At 68.6% G+C, this 23785-nt stretch carries 23 protein-coding genes and 1 pseudogene; 19 read left to right on the top strand and 5 right to left on the bottom strand.

Features of this window, described 5'->3' with window-relative positions; all coding sequences use genetic code 11:
• Window position 1: 1 nt before the first annotated feature.
• From HNR07_RS28830 to HNR07_RS28820, 3 genes are all read right to left on the bottom strand, one after another.
• Window positions 2–901, bottom strand: a complete 900-nt coding sequence (locus tag HNR07_RS28830; protein WP_312894005.1) for a conjugal transfer protein — start codon at window positions 899–901, stop codon at window positions 2–4.
• Complete coding sequence (locus HNR07_RS28825) at window positions 895–1188, bottom strand: hypothetical protein (protein ID WP_184368627.1); 294 nt, start codon at window positions 1186–1188, stop codon at window positions 895–897. Before HNR07_RS28825 ends, HNR07_RS28830 begins: the two co-directional genes overlap by 7 nt.
• Before the next feature lie 71 nt (window positions 1189–1259).
• Window positions 1260–2072 carry a sigma-70 family RNA polymerase sigma factor gene (locus HNR07_RS28820; protein ID WP_184368624.1) on the bottom strand — a complete coding sequence of 271 codons (813 nt, stop codon included), beginning with the start codon at window positions 2070–2072 and terminating at the stop codon, window positions 1260–1262.
• A gap of 254 nt (window positions 2073–2326) precedes the next feature.
• Here HNR07_RS28820 and HNR07_RS28815 point away from each other — a divergent pair, with 254 nt between their 5' ends.
• From HNR07_RS28815 to HNR07_RS28800, 4 genes are read left to right on the top strand one after another with little or no spacing between them, the layout of a single operon-like run.
• Entirely contained in the window at window positions 2327–3157 is an 831-nt protein-coding gene (locus tag HNR07_RS28815) for a TnsA-like heteromeric transposase endonuclease subunit (protein ID WP_246420554.1), read from the top strand.
• Window positions 3129–5153, top strand: a complete 2025-nt coding sequence (locus HNR07_RS28810; RefSeq protein ID WP_184368622.1) for a Mu transposase C-terminal domain-containing protein — start codon at window positions 3129–3131, stop codon at window positions 5151–5153. Before HNR07_RS28815 ends, HNR07_RS28810 begins: the two co-directional genes overlap by 29 nt.
• Window positions 5150–6214, top strand: coding sequence for an ATP-binding protein (locus tag HNR07_RS28805; RefSeq protein ID WP_312894004.1), 1065 nt, complete (start codon window positions 5150–5152; stop codon window positions 6212–6214). The genes HNR07_RS28810 and HNR07_RS28805 overlap by 4 nt, the downstream gene beginning before the upstream one ends.
• 26 nt (window positions 6215–6240) lie before the next feature.
• Window positions 6241–7215, top strand: coding sequence for a TniQ family protein (locus HNR07_RS28800; protein WP_184368621.1), 975 nt, complete (start codon window positions 6241–6243; stop codon window positions 7213–7215).
• 647 nt (window positions 7216–7862) lie between these two features.
• On the opposite strand, the gene HNR07_RS28795 is transcribed toward HNR07_RS28800, so the two are convergent.
• Window positions 7863–8444: a rhodanese-like domain-containing protein gene (locus tag HNR07_RS28795; RefSeq protein WP_184368619.1), complete on the bottom strand. Its 582-nt coding sequence runs from the start codon at window positions 8442–8444 to the stop codon at window positions 7863–7865.
• Between the two features lie 117 nt (window positions 8445–8561).
• The gene (locus HNR07_RS28790; RefSeq protein ID WP_184368617.1) at window positions 8562–9938 is read right to left on the bottom strand and encodes an MBL fold metallo-hydrolase; all 1377 of its coding nucleotides are present in this window, start codon (window positions 9936–9938) and stop codon (window positions 8562–8564) included.
• Window positions 9939–10867: 929 nt separating this feature from the next.
• Here HNR07_RS28790 and HNR07_RS28785 point away from each other — a divergent pair.
• The 15 genes and pseudogenes from HNR07_RS28785 to HNR07_RS28715 all read left to right on the top strand — a co-directional run bounded on the left by HNR07_RS28785 (window position 10868) and on the right by HNR07_RS28715 (window position 23036).
• Entirely contained in the window at window positions 10868–11368 is a 501-nt protein-coding gene (locus HNR07_RS28785; RefSeq protein ID WP_184368615.1) for a YgaP family membrane protein, read from the top strand.
• A gap of 143 nt (window positions 11369–11511) precedes the next feature.
• Window positions 11512–11910, top strand: a complete 399-nt coding sequence (locus HNR07_RS28780) for a DUF302 domain-containing protein (RefSeq protein WP_184368613.1) — start codon at window positions 11512–11514, stop codon at window positions 11908–11910.
• Window positions 11911–12166: 256 nt separating this feature from the next.
• Window positions 12167–12436 (top strand): metal-sensitive transcriptional regulator, encoded by a 270-nt coding sequence (locus tag HNR07_RS28775; RefSeq protein ID WP_184368611.1) that lies wholly within the window; start codon window positions 12167–12169, stop codon window positions 12434–12436.
• A gap of 131 nt (window positions 12437–12567) precedes the next feature.
• Entirely contained in the window at window positions 12568–13962 is a 1395-nt protein-coding gene (locus HNR07_RS28770; RefSeq protein WP_184368609.1) for an MBL fold metallo-hydrolase, read from the top strand.
• Between the two features lie 235 nt (window positions 13963–14197).
• Window positions 14198–14983, top strand: coding sequence for a sulfite exporter TauE/SafE family protein (locus HNR07_RS28765; RefSeq protein WP_184368608.1), 786 nt, complete (start codon window positions 14198–14200; stop codon window positions 14981–14983).
• Between the two features lie 364 nt (window positions 14984–15347).
• The gene (locus HNR07_RS28760; protein ID WP_184368605.1) at window positions 15348–16073 is read left to right on the top strand and encodes a DsbA family protein; all 726 of its coding nucleotides are present in this window, start codon (window positions 15348–15350) and stop codon (window positions 16071–16073) included.
• A gap of 86 nt (window positions 16074–16159) precedes the next feature.
• A complete protein-coding gene (locus HNR07_RS28755) occupies window positions 16160–17389 on the top strand; it encodes a pyrrolo-quinoline quinone (RefSeq protein WP_312894003.1) in 1230 nt (409 codons plus the stop codon).
• Between the two features lie 58 nt (window positions 17390–17447).
• The gene (locus HNR07_RS28750; RefSeq protein WP_184368599.1) at window positions 17448–17816 is read left to right on the top strand and encodes a BlaI/MecI/CopY family transcriptional regulator; all 369 of its coding nucleotides are present in this window, start codon (window positions 17448–17450) and stop codon (window positions 17814–17816) included.
• Complete coding sequence (locus HNR07_RS35745) at window positions 17813–18781, top strand: M56 family metallopeptidase (RefSeq protein WP_184368596.1); 969 nt, start codon at window positions 17813–17815, stop codon at window positions 18779–18781. The genes HNR07_RS28750 and HNR07_RS35745 overlap by 4 nt, the downstream gene beginning before the upstream one ends.
• A gap of 111 nt (window positions 18782–18892) precedes the next feature.
• Window positions 18893–19729 (top strand): DsbA family protein, encoded by an 837-nt coding sequence (locus HNR07_RS28740; protein WP_184368593.1) that lies wholly within the window; start codon window positions 18893–18895, stop codon window positions 19727–19729.
• The gene (locus tag HNR07_RS28735) at window positions 19722–20627 is read left to right on the top strand and encodes a cytochrome c biogenesis CcdA family protein (protein ID WP_184368590.1); all 906 of its coding nucleotides are present in this window, start codon (window positions 19722–19724) and stop codon (window positions 20625–20627) included. Before HNR07_RS28740 ends, HNR07_RS28735 begins: the two co-directional genes overlap by 8 nt.
• Before the next feature lie 43 nt (window positions 20628–20670).
• The gene (locus HNR07_RS28730; protein WP_184368587.1) at window positions 20671–21117 is read left to right on the top strand and encodes a hypothetical protein; all 447 of its coding nucleotides are present in this window, start codon (window positions 20671–20673) and stop codon (window positions 21115–21117) included.
• 107 nt (window positions 21118–21224) lie between these two features.
• Window positions 21225–21413: pseudogene (locus HNR07_RS28725) on the top strand (polyprenyl synthetase family protein); the annotation flags it as partial.
• A 318-nt stretch (window positions 21414–21731) separates the two neighbouring features.
• Complete coding sequence (locus HNR07_RS28720; RefSeq protein ID WP_184368584.1) at window positions 21732–22226, top strand: DUF2243 domain-containing protein; 495 nt, start codon at window positions 21732–21734, stop codon at window positions 22224–22226.
• A gap of 3 nt (window positions 22227–22229) precedes the next feature.
• Window positions 22230–23036 carry a cytochrome c oxidase assembly protein gene (locus HNR07_RS28715; protein ID WP_184368580.1) on the top strand — a complete coding sequence of 269 codons (807 nt, stop codon included), beginning with the start codon at window positions 22230–22232 and terminating at the stop codon, window positions 23034–23036.
• The last annotated feature ends 749 nt before the right edge of the window (window positions 23037–23785 follow it).

The following is a 23785-nucleotide window of genomic DNA, read 5'->3' as shown; positions in this document are numbered from 1 at the left end:
GCTAGGTCAGAGGCGAGGTCGCAACGGCGCTGATCTCCCAGCGCTGGCTGCGGGAGCTCAGCTCCAGGGCGTAGCTCATGGGCCAGGTCTGGTCGTCCGCGGTGGTGACGGTCAGGTCCACCAGCACAGAGACGGTGTCGCCATCGGACGGGGACGCGGTTGCGATGTCCTCATCGCTCTGGGCGGGATAGACACCGTCGACCTTCACCGCGGTGTGCGCCATGGTGATGGGCGGATGGGTTGTGTCGGGAGCCAGATAGCGGTCGAGCTCTCCGTCTGCGACCAGGTAGGCAGCAGCCCAGCCCTGTACCGCTTCAGTGAGCGGTGAGTCGGCCAGCTTGCGCGAGACGTAGCCGAGATCGGGCAGGTCGCCAGGGCCCCAAACGCCCACTTCAGCGGGCAGCGTCAAGGCTGTCCAAGAGGCGTCCTTGCCATGAACCGCCAGTTGGAGGTGTCTTACCGCTGGCGAGGCGGGGTCTTCCCGGCGGGGGTAGACCGCGACAGTCACGGCCCATACCTCGTCGGTGGTCTGTTCAAGAGCCACGGTGCTGACCCGAGTGGGTGCAGCAGCCGGGTCCGGTAAGGAGGACAGCTGGCGATCGCTGACCGGGAATGCCAGCCGGACGGTGTCGAGGTCTCCTTCCACGTAGGCGGTGATGGCGCGTTCAGCCCAACCCGCCACTGCAAGTGCGGACAGGTCCACCTGCTGGTCGGACCGCTCTGGCCCAGCCTCTGGTACGGCTGGTCCACCTCGGGTGACCTGCACGAACAGTGCTGCGGGGCCGCTGAGAATGGCGATCCACACGATGAGTTGAACCAGGATGGTCCGAATGGGCCGGGGCAGGTGCGGGGTGAACCACGGCTCGCGTGTCGGCTCCGTGGTGGGCGCCTTGCCTACCACTCCTCCCCCTCGTACTCCGCGTTCAGTTCGGCAAGGCGGTTGGTCAGGTAGGTGGGGCCGAGCTCGCACAGGCGGTTGAAGGCGTCCATGGCCTCCTCGGCCTGGAAGTCCAGGTATTCACGCAGCTCTGCGATGACACGGGCGTTGAAGGGGTTGTCCTGGAGTGCCTGCAGAATCGGCGTCAACGTCAGATGGGCAAGTCCGACAGTGTGCTCATCGTCGGTCAGCAGGTTCAGACCATCGGTGTACAGGAAGTCGGGCTCGGGGTCGGCGTAGAAGTCATACATACAGGTCCTCGTCAGGTCGGTGAAATGGCGTCATAAGAACAAGCCCTTAAAGGCGAGGCCTGTGACAGGGTTCAGCGGATCTGTTGTGCGAGATAGCGACCTGAGACCTTGGCGATCTTGCGTGCAGCGCGACTGCACCGCTGCCGCATGGCGTGTGGGCTGATGCCCATCTGGTCGGCAACGGCGTGGGAGTCGGCCAGGCTGGACCAGGATTCACGTCCTGGGGATTCCTCGCCGTACCGGTGTGCGAGCAGCTCAGCTTCACCCGCGTTGATGACTCCTTCGGCAATCGACCAAGCTAGGACCTGAGCCAGCTCTTCGCTCGGGTGCAGATGCTCCTCGTGATGTAGCTGCTCGTCGTGGTGCAGCGGTGCGGTCTCCACGCCGAACACACCGATAGGGGTTTCTGCGCCCCCCACCCGGGCGAGGCTCAGCGCGCGCTTGTGCGCCGTCCATGCCAGGTGCGGGGGCAAGAAGCGTGTCTTGTCTCTTGGGCAGGTGCGAATTGCCTCGTACAGGGCCACAGTGGCGAGCTGTGTGCGCTCCTCGATGTCATTGATGAGGTTGGTCATGGACCGCGAGGTGTGGATGACGCGGGCGATCATCAGCTGCAGCAGAGCCCGTGCGGCTAGATCTCCGTCAGAGCCAGGCTCGGAGGCGTAGTCGAGCAGAGCTCGGAAGAGAAGGTCGGTTTCTGCCGAGGTGGGCCCGGACACGAGGTCTTGAAGGTCGCGCAGGCTGGTGGCTTCGCGCAATCTCATGTCGGAGGCCGACCACTGCTGTACCTGCTGCTGTGTCCGTTCCTGGGCGCACAGTCGGTCCCACTCCTGGTGGAGGTCATCGACGATGGTGAGGGTGCGGTCGAGGTCGCTGGCATTACCCACGTGTTCTCCCTGGTTAGGGCGGTTGCTGTGGGTGCCACTTCAGGGAAGAGGGTTTGCCGAGTCGGGCTGCCGATTGTCACGCGAAAGTAACGATCGCCTTGGGGTTCTGCCGCCCGCGTTCCTCTGTCCGGCGTCATTGGACTTGATCCGTCGGCAGGCAGTTGATCTGTTGCGTCAGTCGTTTTGCTCCCCAGGCCGGGCTTGCGCCAGTAGGGTTACTCCACACTGACAGTGAGCGTTTGAAAGCGGTATGGATGCAGCCTGGGTATGGGGTGCAGGAGACCGGGGCGCCCGTAAGGTTCGAGGTCGTCTTCCTCGCCCCTGACGGCACCGAGGAACGTCTGCCTCTGGAGCAAGCGGCCCGATACCCCTTCGAGTCCGTGCTGCCGATCCGTTCCTTCCCGTCGTTCCGGGGTCAGCGCAACAACACGGGCTGGTGGTGGACCGCGACGACCGGCTCCCACGTGGGGTTCGAGTCATGGCTGGAACGGGACCTGCTGATCGGCTTCGACTTCGACCCGACCGTCACGGGCATCGCCTCCCAGCCCTTTTGGCTGCTGTGGCACGAGGACGGACGAGAACGCCGCCACGCGCCCGACTTCTTTCTCCGCCACGTATGCGGAACCGGTTCGGTCATCGACTGCCGCCCGGCCGACCGGATCGGAGCACGCGATGAGGCGGTGTTCGCCATGGCCGCTCGCGCGTGCTCCTGGTTGGGCTGGCGCTTCGACGTTCTCCACGCTCCCGACCCTGTGCGCACGGCGAATCTGCGCTGGTTGTCCGGCTACCGGCACGCCCGGTGCGGGCGTGGGGATCTTGCCCGGACCGCTGTAGGGCTCGCCGCCGATCCTGTGCCGGTGTGGGAGCTGGCGGCAATCCTGGGTGATCCGCTGGGCACCCTGCCTGTCGTGTTCCACCTGCTCTGGCACACAGAGCTGGAGACGAACCTGTCCGTGCCGTTGACGGAGAACTCGCTGGTCGCAGCCCGAAATGTGGTAGCTAGCACGGCACACGGCGCCCAGGGCTCAGTACAAGCGGCCACGGAAGGAGGCGGCGATGGCGGGGCGCGTCCTGCGGCCGGGTGACCGGATTCTTTTCGACGACGCGGAGTGGACCGTGACGGCGGTGGGTGAGGCGGTGCGTCTGGTCGATAGGACGGGGGCCTCGCAGGTGGTCCTGTTGTCGTATCTGCTGTCGTCTACGGGCTTTGAGCTGCTCTCAGGTGCGCCGACCCCGGTGGCGCCCCGGTTGGAGCCGGCCGGGTTGCTGGAGGCCTTGCCCACCGCGGTGGTCAAGGAGGCCCGGGCATGGGAGCGGCACGTCCTGGAGGTCCAGACGGGCCTGCTACCCGGGGCGCAGCAGCCGCGTGCGGGCTTCGACCCCCAGAGCACGACGCTGGAGCAGCGCGAGGAGGCCAAGGCCACCGAACTCACGGCCGCGGGCAGGCGGACGAGCGCGGTCACGGTCAAACGGCGCCGTCTGCGCTACCGCGCCCAAGGACTGTGGGGTCTGGTCGACCACCGACACACCCGCCCCTCCAGCCCTTATGGGCGGGTGGACGAGCGTGTCGTGCAAGCCGCCCGGGAAGCGATCGCCGCGCAGGCCGTGCAGTCGACGGGGACGAAGTCACGGCTACGGCGTCAGGTCCAAGAGGCGGTGATCGCCCGGTTCGGCGAAGGAACGGTCCCCTTGCCGTCTGCGCGCACGTTCGATCGGCTGGTCGATGCGCTCTCCACCGGGCAGCACACCTTCGGGTCGGCGACCACGCGGCGCTCCCTGGCCCAGCGCCCGGAAGGGGCCTTCACACGCACGGTGGCGAACCGGCCGGGCGAGTTGGTGCAGATCGACACGACCCCGTTGGACGTGATGGCGGTGTTCGATGACGGGGTGGCCGGGCGGGTGGAGCTGACCATCGCCCTGGATGTGGCCACCCGCACGATCTGCGCGGCCATCGTGCGCCCGCGGGCCACCAAGGCGGTGGACGCTTCCCTGCTCCTGGCGCGCATGCTGGTCCCCGAGCCGATGCGTCCGGGCTGGTCGACCGCCCTGTCGATGGCCCATTCCCGTATCCCCCACTCCCGATTGCTAGAACTGGACGCGCGCTTGGAGCAGGCGGCGGCCCGGCCGGTCATCGCCCCGGAGGCGGTAGTGATCGACCGCGGCCGGGTGTTCATCTCCGAGACGTTCGTGCGGGCGTGCGACCGGTTGGGGATCTCGGTGCTGCCCGCCCATCCGCGCACCCCGACCGACAAGGCAATCGTGGAGCGCACCTTCGGGTCCATCAACACCCTGTTCTGCCAGCACGTAGCCGGGTACACCGGCCCCTCGACCACCCACCGCGGCCAGGACGTGCAAGCGCGCACCGTCTGGACGGTGGAGCAGGTGCAGGAGCTGTTCGACGAGTGGGTGTTGGCCGGGTGGCAGGTCCGCCCGCACGAGGGACTGCGCGATCCCCACCTGCCCGCCACGGTCCTGTCCCCCAACGAGATGTACGCGGCCCTGATCACCGCAGCCGGTTACGTGCCGATCCCACTGGTCGGTGAGGACTACCTGGAGCTGTTGCCCGTGCAGTGGCGGCGGATCAACGCCGACGGCATCCACCTGGACCACCGAACCTACGACTGCTCCGACCTCAACCCCCTGCGCCGCCAGGATTCGGGTATTTCGGCCAAGGACGGCCGCTGGGCCGTGCACTACGACCCCTACGATCTGTCCCGGGTCTGGGTCCGCGACACCCGCGCGGGCGGCTGGGTCACCGTCCCCTGGACCTTGCACCACCTAGCCCGCCAGCCGTTCGCCGACTTCACCTGGCGCGCGGCCCGGCAGATCGTGACCCAACGCGGCGGAGACGACACCGACCAGGCGGCCATCGCCGCCGCGCTGGAGCGACTCCTGACCCGCGCCGGTGAGGGCCCCGCCCGCCAGCGCCGCACTGCGGCCCGGACCCACTCGGCCCCCTCCCACCTTCCGCACACTGCCGCGCCCGAGCCGTCGGAGTCCAGCCCCGATGAGGAGCAGGAACTCGCTCAGATCATCCCGTTCGGAGTGTTCGACCCCACCGCAGAGGAGCCCTACCGGTGAGCACGGTTTCCGACCCGGCCCGCGAGATGGCCGGGTCGTTGACGGTCAAGTCGAACTGGGCGCGGTTCGTCGCCGACACCCCGGCCCCTCCCGAACTGCTGCCCTCGGAGCAGTGGCGGCAGCTCTCCGAGGCCGCCAGAGAGGACTACGACGAGCTGCGGCTGCGCCATCACGCACGCCTGGTCACGGTCGCCACGCCCCTGGTCAACGAGATCAGCCGCCTGGGGCGGCGCTTGGTTCTGCTCAACCGCGACCAGTTCTCGGCCCGCCGCGGACTGGTCGTCTCCGGCCAGGCCGGCACCGGCAAGTCCACCGCGATCACCCAGTTGGGTAAGCACCACGAGATCCGCTCACGGCGACGGCGAGGGGATGTGCAGGGCCCCTACCTGCCCGTGGTCTACATCACCGTCCCGCCGGCGGCGACACCCAAGACCCTCGCCGGGGAGCTGGCCCGGTTCGTCGGTCTGCCCATCAAGAACCGGGCCAGCCAGGTCGACATCACCAACAGCCTGTGCGACGTGCTCGACCGGCTGGGCACGGACCTGGTCCTGGTGGACGAGATCCACAACATCTCCCTGGAGACCCGCGCGGGCGCTGACGCCTCCGACCAGCTCAAGTACCTGGCCGAGCGGATCTCGGCGACCTTCGTCTACGCCGGGATCGACGTCGAGGCCAAGGGGTTGTTCTCCGGGACCCGCGGGCGCCAGATCGCCGGGCGGTTCGCGAGCGTCGACGCGCGCCCCTTCGCCAACGGCACCACCATCCAACGCCAGGAGTGGGGTGCGCTGGTGGCCACGCTCGAACAAGCGCTGTGCCTGCACCGCCTCCCGGAGGGAAGACTCCTGTGCCACGCTGACTACCTGCATCAACGCAGCGGCGGGATGATCGGCAGTCTCGCGCACCTGGTCCGCGAGGCCGCGGTCGAAGCAATCCTGGACGGCACCGAGACCATCACCAAGGCCTCACTGGGGCGGGTGCGGCTGGACCATGCCGCCGAACACCAAGAGCACGCCCGCCCTGCGCTGCGAGGAACCTCCGCTCGGGCGGGGAGCCGCCGGTGAGGGCCATGTGGGAGGTCCCCGCGACGGTGACCTATCCCTTCACCACGCCCCCGGTCGCCGCCGAGACCACCTCCTCCTACATCGGCCGGCTGGCCGAGATGAACGGCATGGACGAGTACCTGGCCCTGTCCCACATCGCCTTGTGCGGCACGTATGAATCCATCCGTACCAACGGGTGGCACCACTACGACTTCGCACTCAACCCCCGCGCCGCCCAGCGTCTGGCCGCGGTCAGCGGCTACCCGCTCAACACGCTCCATCGGACTCTGTCGTTTCGGGATCTGTGGGTTCATTCCAAGCATCGCCGGGATGTGCCCATCGCTCAGGGCCACCTCCTGAAGAGGGTGCTGACCCCTCCCTGGAATGTGGTGTCCGCCTGCCCGAGGTGTTCCGCGGCCCGCGGGCTCACCACACGCCCGCAGATCGTCCTCGCACCGGGGCGGCTGGTGTGTCTGCGCCATGGGTTCTGGCTGGCGGACCAACCTCAAGACCGTCCGCTCAAGCTGGATGAGTATCCCGGGCTGGAGGCCGCGGCGCACCGGTTCCTGCGCCTGCGGCGCAAGGACGCCGAGCGTGCGGACAAGGCGGTTTTCGCCGCTTATCAGCTCTGGTCGCAGTACCGCTACGGCTCTCATCCGCACCGCTCGGACGTCGTCCAACGAATCTGGCAGCGGCGCGAGAACGCCTGGGGTTGGGTGGTGCGGGATCCATCCCTCACGCTTCGCTTTCCCGAGATCGTGGCGCTGACCGAGATGATCTGTTCTCGGTACTGGGTGCAGGCGACCAGCCGACCGTTCACTACGCGCACGACCCACCGTCCACGACCGGATCAGCGTGACTTCCTTCTCGAAGTCGGGCGGCGGATCGGCCATCCCCGGCCGGACGTCTTCTCCACCAACGCCAGCTCCGTTTCTTCCTGGCTGAGACGAGTGGGGTTCGGGCCGGTCGGCGAAAAAGAACGGGTAGATTGGCGGACTCTGGTCATGGCCGCGCCGGGATAGATGGTCTGCTACTGGTCAAGAACTTCTCTCGAATCAATTCCACTGATACCGGAAATCGGGGTGCCTCTGCCCCTGTGTGTGCAGTTGCAACCCGAATGGGCATCCCCGTCGGCTGATTCGGTTGGGGCTGAGGCAAATGCGATCAATGTTCAATTGATCACGCAAGTGGTCCTCATTCGACGCCAGTGGGATTGGTCTACGGGCGGGCAGTCGAATATTTCCAAAGTACGTCTGCGGATCGTGCGCGTGAGACCGCTCACGGCCGCGTGGGGCCGGTGCGGCCCAGGCAGGTGCAGTGTTGGCAGGCTGCGGTATTCGCCCCGGGACCCGGTCGGTGACCGGAGACCGTGGCGTTCCATCTACCGGCCTGGTCAGGAGAAGGGACATCGCGGCTTCCGGGAGTCAACCGTGGTAGGGCTGGGGCAGTCGGGCCAGCGCTGCTTCGGTGACGGCGTCGGTGCTCAGGGTCTGGAGCATGGGTCTGTGTTGGATGTGGTGTTCGGCGGCCAGAGCCGTATGAGTGTAGGAGCCTGCGGCTTCCTTCGGGCGGCGGCCGGTGTGCTCCCAACCGGTGACGGGAGCACACCGACACCCTCGGCTCACCCCCCGGCACGGGCATCCCGTTCCGGGACACCCGGCCCTGGCGCTCACCGCTGGTTGGCGTTGCGGCTGATCCTGGCCAGGGAGGCCTCGACGTCCACCTTGTTCCGGGGCTGGTTGTAGGGCAGCTTGGTCAGGGCCATGCCCATGGCGCAGGTGTTGGTGATCGCGGCGAAGGTCAGCCCGGCACCGATGAATCCGGCGACCCCCACCGCGGGCGGCCACCAGAGGCCCGCGATCACCGACAACAGGACGATGCTTCCGGCGACCAGGCGCACCTGCCGCTCCAGCGCCCAGCGCTCGGGGCCCCTGATCACCGGTGCGCCGGCGGCGGTCCAGGCGTTCATGCCGCCCGACATCACCACGGTCTCCTCCAGCCCGGCCTTGGTGAGCTTGCCCTGGCACTGTTCGGCGCGGCTGCCGGACTGGCAGATGAGCACCATCTGCCCTCCAGCGTCCTGGGTGATGCGCTCCAGGTGGCGGTCCACCTGTCCCAGGGGAAGGTTGATCGCTCCGTCGATGTGCGAGCTCTCATACTCAGCGGGTGTACGCACATCCACGAGCAGAGTGTCGGGGTTGGTCTCGATCAGAGCACGGACAGCGGCGGCATCGATGGCCTTCGGCGGCATGGGTGACTCCTCGTGGGTCTGGTGGGTGCGGGGGTGCCAGCCCGCTGCCGGGCTGGCACCCCCCGGGGAAACGCTGTGGACAGGGCCTTGCGGGAGGGTGGGAAGGAGCCCTTCGGGTTAAGCGGAGGCGAGCTGGTAGGCGTTGTAGCCGCCGACCAGGTCGGACACCTCCTGGAAGCCGCGGGCGCGCAGGTAGCTCGCCGCGACACTGGAACGGTAACCGCCGGCGCAGTGCACGACCACGGGGCGGTCGGTGGCCAGTTCGCCCGTCCGCTCGGGCAGGTTGGCCAGCGGGATGTGCACCGCGCCCTTGATGGCGCCGCCTTCGCGTTCGGCGCTGCCCCGTACGTCCACCACGACCGGGGCCGCCTGGCCGTCCCGCAGGGCGTCGTTCAGCTCGCTGGCGCTGAGACGCGGTGCCTGGACGGTCTCCTGGGGAACCTGGGCCATGGCCGACTCGGGCTGGGGCAGATAACCGGCGATGTCGTCCAGTCCCACCCGGGCGAGACGGGTGACCGTCTCGCGCTCCCGGCCCGGGTCGGTGACGACCAGGATCGAGCTGCCGGGCTCGACCATCATTCCGGCGGTCTCGGCGAAGCGGCCCTCGGTACCGATGTTGAGGGCGCCGCGCAGGTGCCCGGCGCTGAAGGCCTGCTGGTCGCGGGCGTCGACCACGACCGCGCCCTGGGCGCGCAGGGCCATGAACGTGTCCAGTTCCAGTGGCCGAATCAGGGCGTCGATGTCGAGGGGGTCGCGCTGCTGCCTGTTGCGGGCCGCGTCGTAGGGGAAGTAGTTCGGGATGGCCTCCTGTCCCTCGCGGACCAGTTCGACGAAGGCCTCCTCGCTCATCGGCTGGCAGGCGTAGTTGGTGCTTCGCTGTTCACCGATGGTGGACTGGGTCTCGGTCGAGATGTTCTTTCCGCAGGCCGACCCCGCACCGTGGCCCGGGAAGAGGCGGGTGGCGTCGGGCAGTGCCATGAGCTTGTGGTGCACCGAGTCGTAAAGCATCGGGGCGAGCTTGTCCGGCGTGTGCCCGAAGGAGGCGGCCAGGTCGGGGCGGCCCACGTCACCGATGAAGAGCGCATCGCCGGTCAGGACACCGTAGGGAACCGTGTGGTCGGGCTTTTCGTAGACGAGCACACTGATGGACTCCGGGGTGTGGCCGGGGGTGTGCATGATCTCCAGGGTGACTTCACCCAGGCTGACGCGTTCGCCCTCGGCCAGGCGGCGGATGGGGAACTGGGTCTCGGCCGTGTCGCCGTAGCCGATCCAGGCGCCGGTGCGCTCGGCGATCTCGAAGTGCCCGGAGATGAAGTCGGCGTGCAGGTGGGTGTTGATGACCCCCTCGACCGTCAGGCCCCGGTCGCGCACGTCGTCGAGGTACTCGTCGACGTCGATGCGCGGATCGATGATCACGGCCTTGCCGGTGCTCTCGTCGGCGACCAGGTAGGAGGCCTGGGAAAGGCAGTCAAGGTAGTACTGGGTGAAGATCACGATTCGCTCCTTGTCCGTAAGACCCCCGGGGGTATACCAATGGTATGAGTGCCCCCGGGTGTGTGTTGCGAGGCGGTTCCGTGCTGCCCTCCAGCGAGGACCGGAAGCCTACAGAGGGGCCAGGGAAGACTGAGGGGGAGTTCTCCGCGTTCTGTTTGGCCTGACAGGAGCGGTCTGGGTATGTTGCGGCCGGAGCAGAGTGCCACCGCTCGTCTCCGCCTGGAGTCCCAACCTGTCATCACCTCTCTCGTTCTCACTCGGACCAACATACCCCGGGGTGTACCTATTCCTGGCGGAATCTTCCTGTATCCGTGGGGCCGTCCTTACTCGGGAGGCGTCCTGCGGGCGGGCGCGTCACCGAAGACGGCCGCCGTGAGGCATGCCCGGGACTCCACGGAGCGTGGATGAGACAGGTTGGAAAGGATGATGCCCAGGTCAGTGGGCAAGCAGGGGCAGGGGTGGGCGCATCAGGATGGCCAAGGCCGCCGCGGCGCGGCCCTGGTTCGCGGCCGCCCGGAACCTGCGGCCAAGCTCGGCGCGGTCCTGCTTCAAGCCCGGGCGCGGGCGAGTGCCGACCGTCGCCAGACACATGGGACGACGGCTGTGTGTCTATGCCGCGTCGGTGCCCACTGTCACGCGGGGCGCTGCCGCGCCTGTGCTTGACGGGCTCGCCGGTCTGCTCGGCCATGGCGTGCCCCCGCCACCCGGTCGCCGCTGCAGCAGGGTGGTGCGACCGTACGTTAGGGCTTCCGCCTGCCGTGTCAAGCGGCCCTACGGTTACCTCATTGCCGGGCCTTCAGGCGAACTGGGCCGACCACCGGACCAGGGTTCTCAGGGCCCCACATATGAAGTTATGAGTGAATTTGCCCCATGTAGAGATGTGAAAGGTGATACTTGGGCACTGTTGGCTAGAGAAGGGGGGCTGAGCGATGCACATGGTGGAATGGCTGGAGAAGAACATCATCGCGGACCGGGTGCGCCAACACACCGCCGTGTCTGCGCAGAGGGAACTCGACGAGCAGCTTGTCGATCGCCTTCACCGTTACGCGAACAACCTGGGGACCGAGGACGGCGAGAAGGCGATCACGGCCCGCATCGACGAGTTGGAGCATGAGTCCGACATCGAACGGCTCCTGGAGGCGAACGCGGCCGCCCTGGCCCTCACCGGCACGGTTCTCGCGGGAACACACCACCGGCGCTGGCTGTGGCTCCCAGGAGTCGTCACGGCTTTCTTGCTCCAACACGCGCTACAGGGGTGGTGCCCTCCGATCTCGGTGATGCGTCGCATGGGCATCCGAACGCGCAAGGAGATCGGCATCGAGCGCTACGCGCTGAAGGTTCTCCGCGGTGACTTCGATGCCAGCGCCCAAGCACACGGCAACGACGCCAGCGCTCTCGTTCAGTGGACATTGACAGCGACCGCCCGGTGAACCGCCCCGACGAACCGACCGCAGGGAGGGTTCCTGCCGGAGCGATAGTGGTGGAGGCCGTGGCCGCGTGGTCGGTGCGACAGCCGGGCGCCCGGGCCACTGGCGGCCTGAGGAAAACGCACCTACGAGCAGAGGAACAAGCCATGGACTATGCCCGTACGATCACCCTGGACGTGCCCTACCAGGAAGCCGTGCCGCAAGTGAAGGAAGCCTTCAAAGCCCAGGGATTCGGCACGTTGACCGAGATCGACGTACAGGCAACCCTGAAGGAGAAGCTGGGTTTGGACATGGAGCCCTACACGATCCTGGGCGCCTGCAACCCCGAACTCGCCCACCGGGCTCTGGAGGCCGAGCGCGAGATCGGGCTGCTCCTGCCCTGCAATGTGGTGGTGCGCGCTCATGATGGCGGTGTCCTCGTCCAGGCACTGGACCCGCAGATCATGGTGAGTGTGCCTGAGCGCGACGCACTCCAGCCCATCGCGGAGGAGGCCGACACCCGTATCCGGGCCGCTCTGAACTCACTGAACCCGGAAGGCGCCTGACCTCCGCGACCGCCACAGCGGGCAGGAGTGTGGACACGCGCTCTCGAAGGTGCGCGTCCGTCATGGGACCGCGGACGTGGTCGCGGCTTCCCACCGATGTGTCCTGTCCGCCCCGCCCTCTGCCCGCCAGAACACGACCCTTCGGCTTCGTTCTCAAAGCTGCTGGTTCTAGTCGGCGTGTCCGTTAGGCACCAGCTCCCACGTTGGGAACACATACGGGCGGGGGTACGTTGGAAGCGGTGAAAGGCGGTGGAACATGGACGTGTCCCCGGAGTTGGTGGGCGATGCCCTCACCCGACTGCGCCGTGCCCAGGGTCAGCTGACCGGTGTGATCTCGATGATCGAGGAGGGCGAGGACTGCGCGGCGGTGCTCACACAACTCGCGGCGGTCTCCCGCGCGCTGGACCGGGCGGGCTTCAAGATCGTGTCCAGCGGGATGCGGCACTGCCAGGCCGCACGCGAGCGGGGAGAGGAACCGCCGATGACCGAACAGGAGCTGGAGAAGCTCTTCCTGTCTTTGGCCTGATCGGAACGCGCGGCAAGACGGCTTGCCGCGCACACTTTTACCTGCCTTATACCCCCCGGGGTGTATTACAGAAAGCATTGAGAAGTCACTCAACGTATGGATGTGCGTGGGAAGCAAGGAGAGTGATCACGATGACTGCCGGAATCGACGTCCAGGTGATCGAGACGTCCTCACTGGGCGACCGCAGCTACCTGGCCACCGATGGCGAGGTGGCGCTGGTGGTCGACCCCCAGCGCGACATCGACCGCGTCATCGCGCTGGCAGGACGCCTGGGAGTGCGCATCACCCATGTGCTGGAGACCCACGTCCACAACGACTACGTCTCCGGTGGGCTGGAACTGTCGCGGCTGACCGGTGCGACCTACGCGATGGCGGCCGCCGACGAGGTCCCCTTCCAGCGGATGCCGCTGGCCGACGGCGACCTGGTGGAGGTCTCCCCGCGTATGCGGGTGCGGGCCATCGCCACCCCCGGACACACCTTCCACCACCTCTCCTACGCGCTGGAAGGCCCCCAGGGAGCCGAAGGGGTGTTCACCGGCGGTTCGCTGCTGTTCGGCACCACCGGGCGCACCGACCTGCTGGGCCACGAGCACGCCGAAACGCTGGCCCGACACCAGCACGCCTCCGCGCACAAACTCGCCGACCTGCTGCCCGAAGGGGCACAGGTATGGCCCACCCACGGTTTTGGCAGCTTCTGCTCGGCCACCCAGGCCGAAGGGGACGCCTCCACCGTGGGACGGGAGAAGGAGCTCAACCCGGCGCTGCGCCTGGCCGCCGAGGAGTTCGTCACCCAGACCCTGTCGGGCCTGGACGCCTACCCCGCCTACTACGCCCACATGGGGGTCACCAACCTCGCCGGACCCGAACCGGTGGACCTGCGCGCCCCCACCACCGCGGACCCGCTACAGCTGCGCCGGCGCCTGGAGGCGGGCGAGTGGGTCGTGGACCTGCGCAACCGCAAGGCCTATGTGAGGGCGCACCTGGCCGGCACCGTCAGCCTGGCCCTGGACGGGCCGATGGCCACCTGGCTGGGCTGGATGATCGACTGGGGAGCCCCACTCACCCTGCTCGGTGAGACCACCGAACAGGTCGCGCAGGCCCAGCGCGAGCTGGTACGCATCGGCATCGACCGCGTCGCCGCCGCGGCCACCGGCACCCCCGAGGAGCTCGCCGCCGAACCCGACCAGGTCCACACCATGGCCACCGCCGACTTCGCCGCACTGTCCGCAGCGCTGGAGGGGCAAGCCCCCGACGGCCTGCCCGCGCCCGAGGTCGTGCTGGACGTGCGGATGGGCAACGAGTGGAACACCTCCCACATCGTCGGCGCCGTGCACCTCCCGCTGCCCGAGCTGCCCCACCGCCTCGACGAGGTTCCCGAGGGAGCGGTGTGGGTCCACTGCGGCAGCGGCTACCGCGCCACCGCCGCGGCCTCGCTGCTGGCCCGCGCCGGCCGCCACGTGGTGGTCATCGACGACGCCTTCGACACCGCGGCCGACAAGGGCGTCCCCATGACCGTTTCCGCATAGGCGTCCGGCTTTTCCAAGGACACAGAACCGTTCGGGCGTTCACCGGCGACCGGTCCGCGTGAACGCCCGGCGGCGCCGCGCATCAGCAGCGACCACGCCCAGACACGCGCTCTGCCACCGGGACGTCGCCTCGCGCACCCGCCTCCCGACCCGTACGAACACCAACACGCACTGTCGGCGACGCGTCCCGCGTGCCTGAACCGTGACGCCCATCCGACGCGAAGGACTTCCCACCATGACCATGGCGATACTGTTCGGTCTGCTCATCGGGCTGCTGCTCGGCCTGCTCGGAGCGGGCGGATCCATCCTCGCCGTGCCGGCGCTGGTCTTCGGTGTGGGGATGGGGCTGCACGAGGCCATCCCCGCCTCCCTCGTCGTGGTCGGCGCCTCCGCCCTGGCCGGTCTGATTCCACGACTGCGCCAGCGGGTGATTCGCTGGCCCGTCGCCCTGGTCTTCGGCGCCGCGGGCCTTCCCGCCGCCTTCGCCGGAACCGCGGTCGGTCGGCTCCTGCCCGAGCGCTGGCTCATGCTCGGTTTCGCCGTACTCATGGTCGTCGTCGCCGTGCGCATGCTCCGTAGCCAAACCGAGCAGGGCGGTGCGTGCCGTACCCGAGCAGGCGGGATCAACTGGCGCAGCTGTCTGCCCAAGGCGCTCGCAGCCGGTGCGGCCGTGGGGTTCCTCACCGGGCTGTTCGGTGTCGGCGGTGGCTTCGTCATCGTTCCCGCCCTCGCCTTGCTGCTGGGTTTGACCACTATCGAGGCCGTCGCCACCTCCCTGGTCATCGTGGCCATCAACGCGGCCTCGGGCCTGGCCGCTCATGCCGGAGCCGCAGCCGACCTGGACTACACCGTCATCGCGGTCTTCGCCGCCGCGGCCATGGCCGCCTCCCTTGCCGCTGGCCGCATAGCGAACAAGATTCCCGCGAAGCCGCTGCGCAGGGGGTTCGCCGGAGTGGTGCTGACAGTGGCCGCCGCAGTGGCCGGGACGGTGCTGCTGGCTCCCCATCTGCTCACAGCCTGACCGGGGCGCTCTGCGCCCCGACGATCTCCTCAGGAGCCGTCCGCCTGGACTTGGGTGACGCGTGTCCGCGCAGAAGCCGGTCCGCGTACGGCGCCGGAACCGGGCCAACGACGACAGCGGTACCAGGGCCAACGCCATGAGAACAGTGGAGGTCGGCCCTCCGGTGCCGCTGACGGCGCCGTACCAGGGCGAGGCCTTGAGCAGGAGAAGCGCGACCGAGTGCCACAGGAACACGTACGTCGTGTGGTGGCCCGCTGTGGAGCCCGACCCTCTCGGATCGGGTTCCGTAGCGGGATACCGTTTCTATGGTTGATAGAATTCCCACTATTGCCCATAGAAACCACAGTGTGCGAGGTCCTCGACCATGTCCGAGCAACCCCGACGGAATGCCGTCCCGGCCCTTCTGCTCGCAGGGGCGGCCTGTGCGCTGTTGCTGCTCACGGCCCTCTTTCTGAACGCCGAGGATCCCGGCGCCGCAGGCTCCCCGGGCGGGACCGCCGCCGAAACGGTCAGCGAGGAGATGCGGGCCGCAGGAGAGGAACTGGCCCGCCGGGACGAGGCCGATCCGCACGCGATGGGGGCCGTCGATGCTCCGGTGGTGCTCATCGTCTACTCCGACTACCTGTGCCCGTTCTGCGCCCGCTGGGTTGAGCAGACCCAGCCAGACCTGGTCGAGGCCTACGTCGATCCGGGGCTGGTCCGGATCGAATGGCGTGAGTTCCCCTACCTGGGGGAGAGTTCCCGCCTGCTCGCCCGGGGGGCGGTCGCGGCCGGGAACCAGGACCGGTTCTGGGAGTACCACGCCCGCGTCTACGACGCCCCGGAGGACTTCACCGGTGACGCGGACGAGGTGCGCACGCGCATGCTGGAGGCCGCCGAGGAGATCGGCCTGGACACCGACGCCTTCGCACACGACCTGGACGCCCCCGAGAGCGAGGAGGCCGTGGCGAGGGATTTCACCGAGGGACAGGACATGGGGATGAGCGGCACACCGGCCTTCCTCGTCAACGGTGACCCCGTGCTGGGGGCCCAGCCCCTGGAGGCCTTCACCACCAGCGTCGACGCGGCGCTGCGCGCGGCCGGGCGGTGACCATGGCGACCCCACGGTTTCCCGGACGCCTCCTCCGCCATCGGAACGTTCCCGGGCCGGGGCGGGCGAGACGGGCGCGGAACCCGGTGTGCACGGCCGCTGCGGCGTGCCTGCTCCTGGTGCTCACGGCCTGCGGCAGACCCGAACTCGCCGCCCCCCAGGACGCACAGCCCCTGGACGAACCGCCCGCTCCCCCGGTGGCCGTGGACTCCGGACGGATCCCCGGCCTGCTCAGCGACCGGGGGCTGTGGACTTCCCCCTACTCCTCCGAGCCCAAGGCCACCGACGACGGCTTCGTCGGTCTGGTCGCCGACGAGGAGGGCGGGGACCTGCGCTTCCTCGGGGTGGACTCCCGAGGGCACACCCGTTGGTCGACGGCCCGCAACCCGAGCTGCACGGGGTTCACCACGACCCGCGACAATCGGGGCGAGGAGCTGGTCGTGCTCCTAGACAGTGACGCCGCGCCCGAACGGGGCCTGTTGGCCGCCACGGTCACCGCGGCCGCCTACGACCCCTCCACGGGGCACAAGGTCTGGGGGCCCACCGAGGTACCGGGCACCTGGGTGGGTCCCGGCCTGGTCTTCGCCCAGGTCTCACACACGGTCATGAGCGAGGAGACCGGCCCCAGGGTCGCCCTGGCCGCGGACACCGGAGCGGTGGCGGCCGACGAGCAGGACGGTGACGCGGTGCTCCACGAGTACCAGGGAACCCTCCTGGTCCACCGCGACGGCGGGCTCCGCGCCATCGACACCTTCTCGGGCGAACAGCTGTGGCGGGGCTCCGAACTGCCGGTCCCCGCATCCCTGGCCGAAGAGACGGGAGAGACCACCCTGACCTACGGCCACCGCCCCGCGAGCGACTCCGCCAGGCTTTTGACCCTGCGCTGGGAGCGCGGCGGGGCGGCGGTGTACACGGTGCACGACATACGCGAGGGCCGCCCCCTGGCGGAACTGTCCTCGCGCGCCGAGCCCGTCACGGTCGGGGACGGCTCCGGGGGCGCGGTGGTCGCGGGTGTCTCCGCGGCGACGGACGCACCCGTGCTCTTGGGCCGAAAGGGGCCCTCCCAGGACAGACTCTGGTCGGTGGAGGCCCGCTCCGGCGAACGCCCCGTGCGTATCGTCGCAGGCCTTGCGTACACCACCACCGGCGATGGAAACCGTGTCCTGTCCATGGCGGACGGGCGGACCCTGGAGGAGGGGGCGTGGGAGATCCCCGTGGCGGGACCCGAGCACGGCCCGGTGCTGGTGGAGGCGGTCGACCGCAACGGGGACGGCGCCTACGTCGCCGTCGACCGCCCCGAGACCGAACACGGCTGAGAAGGAGCGCCACTATGCTGAACCCGATCCGCGCGGTGAGAGGTGGGACGAGGACACCATGATTCCTGGACTCGGACCGTTGGAGGCGACGGTCATGGAGATCTTGTGGGAGGCGTCCGAACCCCTGCCGGTCCGACAGGTGCGAGAGCACCTCACCGACCACGCGACCGCCTACACCACCATCTCCACCGTGCTGGAGAACCTCAGGCGCAAGGGCTGGGTCGACCGCGAACAGCTCGGCCGCGTGTGGTTCTACCGCCCCGTGCGGGAGCGCTCGGCGCACGCCGCCGACCTGATGTACGAGGCGCTGACCGGCAGCCGCGACTCCGAGGCCACACTGCTGCGGTTCGTCGACAGCATGCGACCCCAGGACGTGCGCGCCCTTCGCACCCTGCTCGACGGCCTTCCTCCCGAGGAGGAGGCGTGATCTGGTCGTTCGCCGCCGTCTGCGCGGTCGTCGCGCTCGGTGTCACAGGGCCCGGGCTCCTGCACCGCGCCTCCCGCGCCTCCCGCGCCTGCGGCCCCGGGCCGAGGGCGATGCTGGCGCTGTGGACCCTGGCGACCGCGGTCTGGTTGGTCTCCTGCGCCACCCTGGCGGCCGTGTTCGCCGCCGAACTCCTGGGCCCCTCGGCCAAGGCGGTCCTGGCCGCCTGTCTCAGCGTGTTGCAGGCCCTGGAGCGCAACAACGCCGGGTGGGGCATCGGCGTCAGCGCCGCGCTGGTCCTGGCGGCGGCGCTGCGCCTGCTGTGGACGGGGGTGCGGCGCAGGCGGGAGGGCACCTCGTGGCGGCGCTCCCACCACCGTGACCTGCTCTCCCGCGCGCGGCGCCGTCTCCTGCACGGTCAGCGGGTGTGGCTGGTCGACTCCGCCGAGAGCGGCGCCTACTGCGTTCCCGGCGCGCACGGGGGCGTGGTCATCACCCGGGGCGCCCTGGCGGTGCTGAGCCAATCCCAGGTGCGCGCCGTCCTGGCCCACGAGAAGGCCCACCTCCAGGGGCGTCACCACGTCCTGGTCGGGTGGGTGCGTCTGCTCGACGCTGCCTTCCCCTGGGTCCCCCTGTTGCGCGCGGCGGCGTCCGAGGTCCCTGTCCTGGTGGAGTGGGCCGCCGACGACCGCGCCGTGCGCGAGGTCGGTATGCGCCCGCTGGTGCACGCCCTGGGAGCCCTGGCGGAGGCCGGTCTGGGGCGTTCCCCGCAGGTCCTGTCCATCAGCGGCGCCTGTCCGGTCGACCGGGTCCGACGTCAGATCACACCGCTCATCGGATGCCGACGGTGGAGGACGCGTGCGCGCACCGCGCTGGTCACCGCCCTGGTGACGGCCCCCCTGGTGCTCACGGTCGCCTCGACGCTGGCCGGGGTCCTCCTCCCGCACTGCGACTGCGCGGCCTACTGACTCCTCCGTCAGCGGTCCGTGCCGGTACGCACCCCGTCCGCTGTTTCTATTAAGCTTAGAAATTGTACTAGGCTCCATAGAAACAGCGTGAGTCGACCGAGGGGCACCCACATGTCCAGCCCATCCGGGCCCGAACCCGACGGCAAGAAGAAGCAAGCGAACGCCCGGCCCTCGCCGGGCACGAAGCGCGAACGGGGGCGCACCGCGGACGGAGGCGCCGGTGGTTCGTGGCGGGGCCTCCTGTTCGCCGGCCTGGCCCTGGTGGTCATCGCGGGTCTGCTCGTGGCCAACCGTGCCATGGACGACCAGGCGGACGGGCCGGCGGCCGACTCCGCCCCCCAGACCGCCGCCGAGGCCGACGGCCAGCTCCCCGACCACCGGGAGTTCGGGGCCCTGCTGGCCCGTCAGGACCCCGAGGACCCCACCGCGATGGGCGACGTCGACGCGCCCGTGGTCATGGTGGCCTACTCCGACTACAACTGCCCCTACTGCGGCCGCTGGGCCCGGGAGACTCAACCCGAACTGATGCCCTACGTCGAACAGGGGGATCTGCGCATCGAGTGGCGCGACTTCCCCATCATCACCGGATCCTCGGAGACGATCTCCCACGCCGCCCGGGCCGCCGGCATGCAGGGCAGGTTCTGGGAGTTCCACGAGACCTACTTCGCCTACGAGGAGAAGTTCGAGGGTGAGGCCCTCGAAGAGGCGTTGGACGAGATCGTCGCGGAGCTCGGCATGGACCCCGAGCGCTTCGAGGAGGACCGCCGCAGCGACGAGGTGGCCGAACGGGTGAGCCGTGACTTCGCGGAGGCCCAGGGGATAGGGGTCACCTCCACCCCCGCCTTCCTCGTCAACGGCCAGCCGCTCATGGGCGCCCAACCGCTTCCCGTGTTCGAATCGGCCATCGAGAACGCCCTGGCGGGCGCCGGGAGGGGCGATGATGGCTGACGTCGGTTTCGTCGCCGCCCTGGCGGGCGGTGTGCTCGCCCTGTTCAGCCCGTGCAGCGCCCTGCTGCTCCCCTCCTTCTTCGGGTACGCGTTCCGCGACCCGCGCCGCCTCCTGGCCCGCACCGGTGTGTTCTACCTGGGCCTGTGCACCACACTGGTTCCGCTGGGGGCGGGATCGTCCATGGTCAGCCGCCTCTTCTACGGAGAACGCGAACTCCTCATCACCATCGCGGGCTCACTGATCATCGCCTTCGGCGTGGCGCAGATCATCGGCTTCGGGTTCTCCTCGGGGCTGGCCCAGCGCCTCCAGGGACGCTTCTCCGGCCGCACGAACACCGTCTCGGTCTTCGCGCTGGGCGCGGTGTACGGGTTCGCCGGTTTCTGCTCCGGACCGATCCTCGGCGCGGTCCTGACCGTCGCAGCCACCGGCGGCCCCATGCGCGGCGCCCTGCTCCTGGCGGTCTACGCGCTGGGAATGGCGGGTCCGCTGTTCGTGCTGGCGCTGCTGTGGGACCGCTACGACCTGGGAAAGAAGCGTTGGCTTCGCGGACGCACCATCTCCCTCGGGCCTGTGCACATCCACACCACGAGCACACTGTCCGGTCTGCTATTCATCGCCATCGGGATCGTGTTCCTGCTCTATGACGGAACGGCGACCCTCTTCGGTGGCATCGGAGCGTTCGACGACCAGAGCTACCGGATCCAGGAGTGGCTCTTCGCCGTCGGCGGGACGGGGATCGACGTGTTCGTCCTCGCCGCACTCGGGACGGCCCTACTTGCGATGGGTGCCTGGAAGTGGAGCCGCTCGCGCAGGACGAGGGGAACCGAGGGGAAGAAACCGATTCCTGAGGTCATCTCCCAGAGCATCCGCCCCGACACCACCGACGGAGACGTGTGAGTGCACTGTTCTGCGGGTTCTTCAACGAAGGGACGACGAAGCGATGACGCGGTGGACGTACCGGCAGTGGCTGGTGGCAGCAGGCGGTTTCCTGGGTGCCCTGATACTGCTGGGAGTGCCGACGGTGCTGTTGCCCAACAGCCTCTTCACCAGGGAGATCGAACCGACGTGGTGGTCCTATCCCGTGTGGGGCGTCACCGCCGTGCTGTGCGGCCTCCTGGCGGCCACCTACGTCAGAAACGGAAACCTGCCGGCGAGGACCGAGGAGGCCAGGAGCGTCACCGGCGTCGTCCTGACGTGGTTCGCCATCGGCTGCCCGGTATGCAACAAACTCGTCCTGTTGGCCCTGGGCACCTCGGGCGCCCTGGCCTGGTTCGCACCCCTGCAACCGCTACTCGCGGTCGCGGGCGTCGTACTGCTGTCGATCGCGGTCAGGACGCGGCTGAAGCGAACTCGTGCGTGTCCGCTTCCATCGCCCCAGAATGGGTGAGGGGCACCGTGCCACCGGTACGGCATGAGGGCTGTAGCGCCGGGACCACCCACACCCAAGGAAGCGGCCGGAAACATTCCTGAAGTGACGGCAAGGGTTCTGGCCTGTTCCCGACGGAGATGCTGAGCCGGGAGTGGCGCCCCTTCGACGCGATGCGCACCGAAGTCATGGCCGGACAGTACCTGGACACCCTGGAGCAGGCGCAGGGCACCGCCACCCGCGAGGCCGCGCTGCGTTACAAGCCCGCCCAGTACACGGTGGAGCGCCCACTGGGCCTGGGCGCGACCCTGGTGGGCGACGGCTCCAGCTCGATGGCGTTGAGCAGCTCCCGGACGGTGCGGGCGCCGGTGAGGACATGAGCCAAGGTCTCGACCGGGGCATCCTCGCAGGCCACGCCGAGGTCGTTGGGGCTCACCGAGTCCAGGCGGGTGGCGATCTGACAGGCCCGTTTGACGGGGTCAGCGACGCAACATCTCCAGGTCTGCGTCAAGGCTCTGGCTGGATTGAACCCGTCAGTGCAAGCACCGGCGGGCCTGCGTGTTTCGCCCTTGGGCCTCGGGTAGTCGTGTACGACAGCTCGACACAAGACCGGCCCAGCCTCCCAGGGGGAACCGATGCCCACACCAACACGAGGAAAGCCGCGCTCACGCCATGGCCGCAACCTGATCGCGGGCATCCTGCTCGGCTTGGGCACCGCCGCCTTCCTCGACGAGATGGTCTTTCACCAGCTCCTGCACTGGCACCACTTCTACGACCTGTCCACCAGCGACGTGGGACTGGTCTCGGACGGGCTCTTCCACGCCTTCAGCTGGTTCGCCACCGTCGCCTCGCTGCTGATGGTCGCCGCGCTGCGCCGCGAACACACCTTCTGGGGCGCGGCCTTCACCGCCGGGTGGCTGACCGGGGCAGGGTTCTTCCAGCTCTACGACGGATTGGTCCAGCACAAGGTGATGGGTATACATCAGATCCGCTACGGCGTGAACCTGGTGCCCTACGACGTGACGTGGAACGTCATCGCCGCCGTCCTGCTCCTCGCTGGAATCGTGCTGTGGATCGTCACCGCACGACGCGCGGGCCGGTCCGCAAAACCCACCGAGGCCACGGCCTGACCCATGGACCACCACGAGCACCACGTCCCCGAGGCCGCCTGGCCCGGCCCGGGAGAATCGGCGACAGCGCTGCTGTTGGTGACCGCCCTGGTGGCCTACGCGGTGGCGGTGGCGATCCTGCACAGGCGCGGCACCTCCTGGCCGATCGCCCGCACCGCGTCCTGGGCGGCAGGCCTGCTATGCGTGGGCGTGGCCCTGGTCGGCCCCGTGGCCGAACGGGCCCACCACGACTTCGCCGTCCACATGGCCGGACACGTCCTGTTGGGAATGCTGGGGCCGCTCCTGCTGGTGTTGGCGGCCCCCATCACCCTGGCCCTGCGGGCCCTGCCGGTGCGGACGGCCCGCCCCCTCGCCTGGCTGCTGTCCTCGCTTCCGCTGGCGGTGCTGACGAATCCGTTCGTGGCGGGGGTGCTCAACATCGGCGGACTGTGGGTGCTCTACCGAACCGGCCTGTACACCGCGATGCACACCGACCCGTGGGTGCACGCTCTGATCCACGCGCACGTGTTGGCCGCCGGATACCTGTTCACCTTCGCCGTCCTGGGCGGCCCCGACCCAGCGCCGCACCGGCCCTCCCCGCCGTGGCGGGCAGCGGCGTTGGTCCTGGCGATCGCCGCGCACAACATCCTCGCCAAAACCCTCTATGCCGCCCCGCCCGAGGGGGTCCCCGCCGAACAGGTGCGCGCGGGAGCCGAGCTGATGTACTACGCGGGTGCGCCGGTGGAGATCGCGCTGATCTTCCTGGTGTGCCGCCCCTGGATCCTGCCACGCAGGAAGGCCTCGAACGCCTCCAGGTTCGAGTCCGTGTAGGGCTCGCAATATCCTGCAGACGGATGTGAGCGGCATGCCCCAGCGCGACTTCCTGCGCGGCATCGAGTTGTTCGGCACCAGGGTGCTCCCGCGGATCCGCGCCGATCTGGGAACGCCGTAAGCGCGGATCCCGGCAAGGCGGAGAAGGGTCGCCCGGGACTTCGGCGGTGGGCCCCGGCCGAGACGATGGGGAGCACACCCAGGGCCTTGCGCAACGTCTCGTTGCGCAAGGCCCTTTGATCGTGCTGGCCCCCGCGAGTAGAAGCGGCTCCTGTGAACAAGTCAGGTTCGGGCCGGGCAGCGAAAAAGAGCGGATCGATTGGCGGACTCTCATCATGACCGCGCCGGGATAGATGATCCGCTGCTGGTCAAAGACCTCTCTCAGATCAAGTCCAATGACGCTGGACATCCTCATTGGAAGGTGTTTGAGCAGGTCAAAGCAGGATTCTGCGTGGCAGTGATATGGGTTGCCATTACAGAGGGCATGCCGGGCGAGGACATCTGGTGCCTGATTGACTGCACACATCGGTGTGGCCTCGCCAGGTCGCTGCGGAGCCTGTCAGCCTTGCTGCACTTTGAGCGCACCGTCCGTGTAGAAACTTCCGGAGCCTCGTGGGGTGGGAGTTCGGACAGCTCCAACCTGCTCCCCGGGCTGCGGTACCAACTCTCAGCGCCTGAACGCTTTCCTGCCTCATTCGGGATCGCCTGCGCATACAAGCGGGCATGCGTGCATCATGAGTGCATGCTGA

This window comes from Nocardiopsis metallicus (assembly GCF_014201115.1).
Taxonomy (GTDB): domain Bacteria; phylum Actinomycetota; class Actinomycetes; order Streptosporangiales; family Streptosporangiaceae; genus Nocardiopsis; species Nocardiopsis metallicus.
Note: the sequence above shows the minus strand (reverse complement) of the source record. Positions and strands in the feature narration are given on the sequence as shown.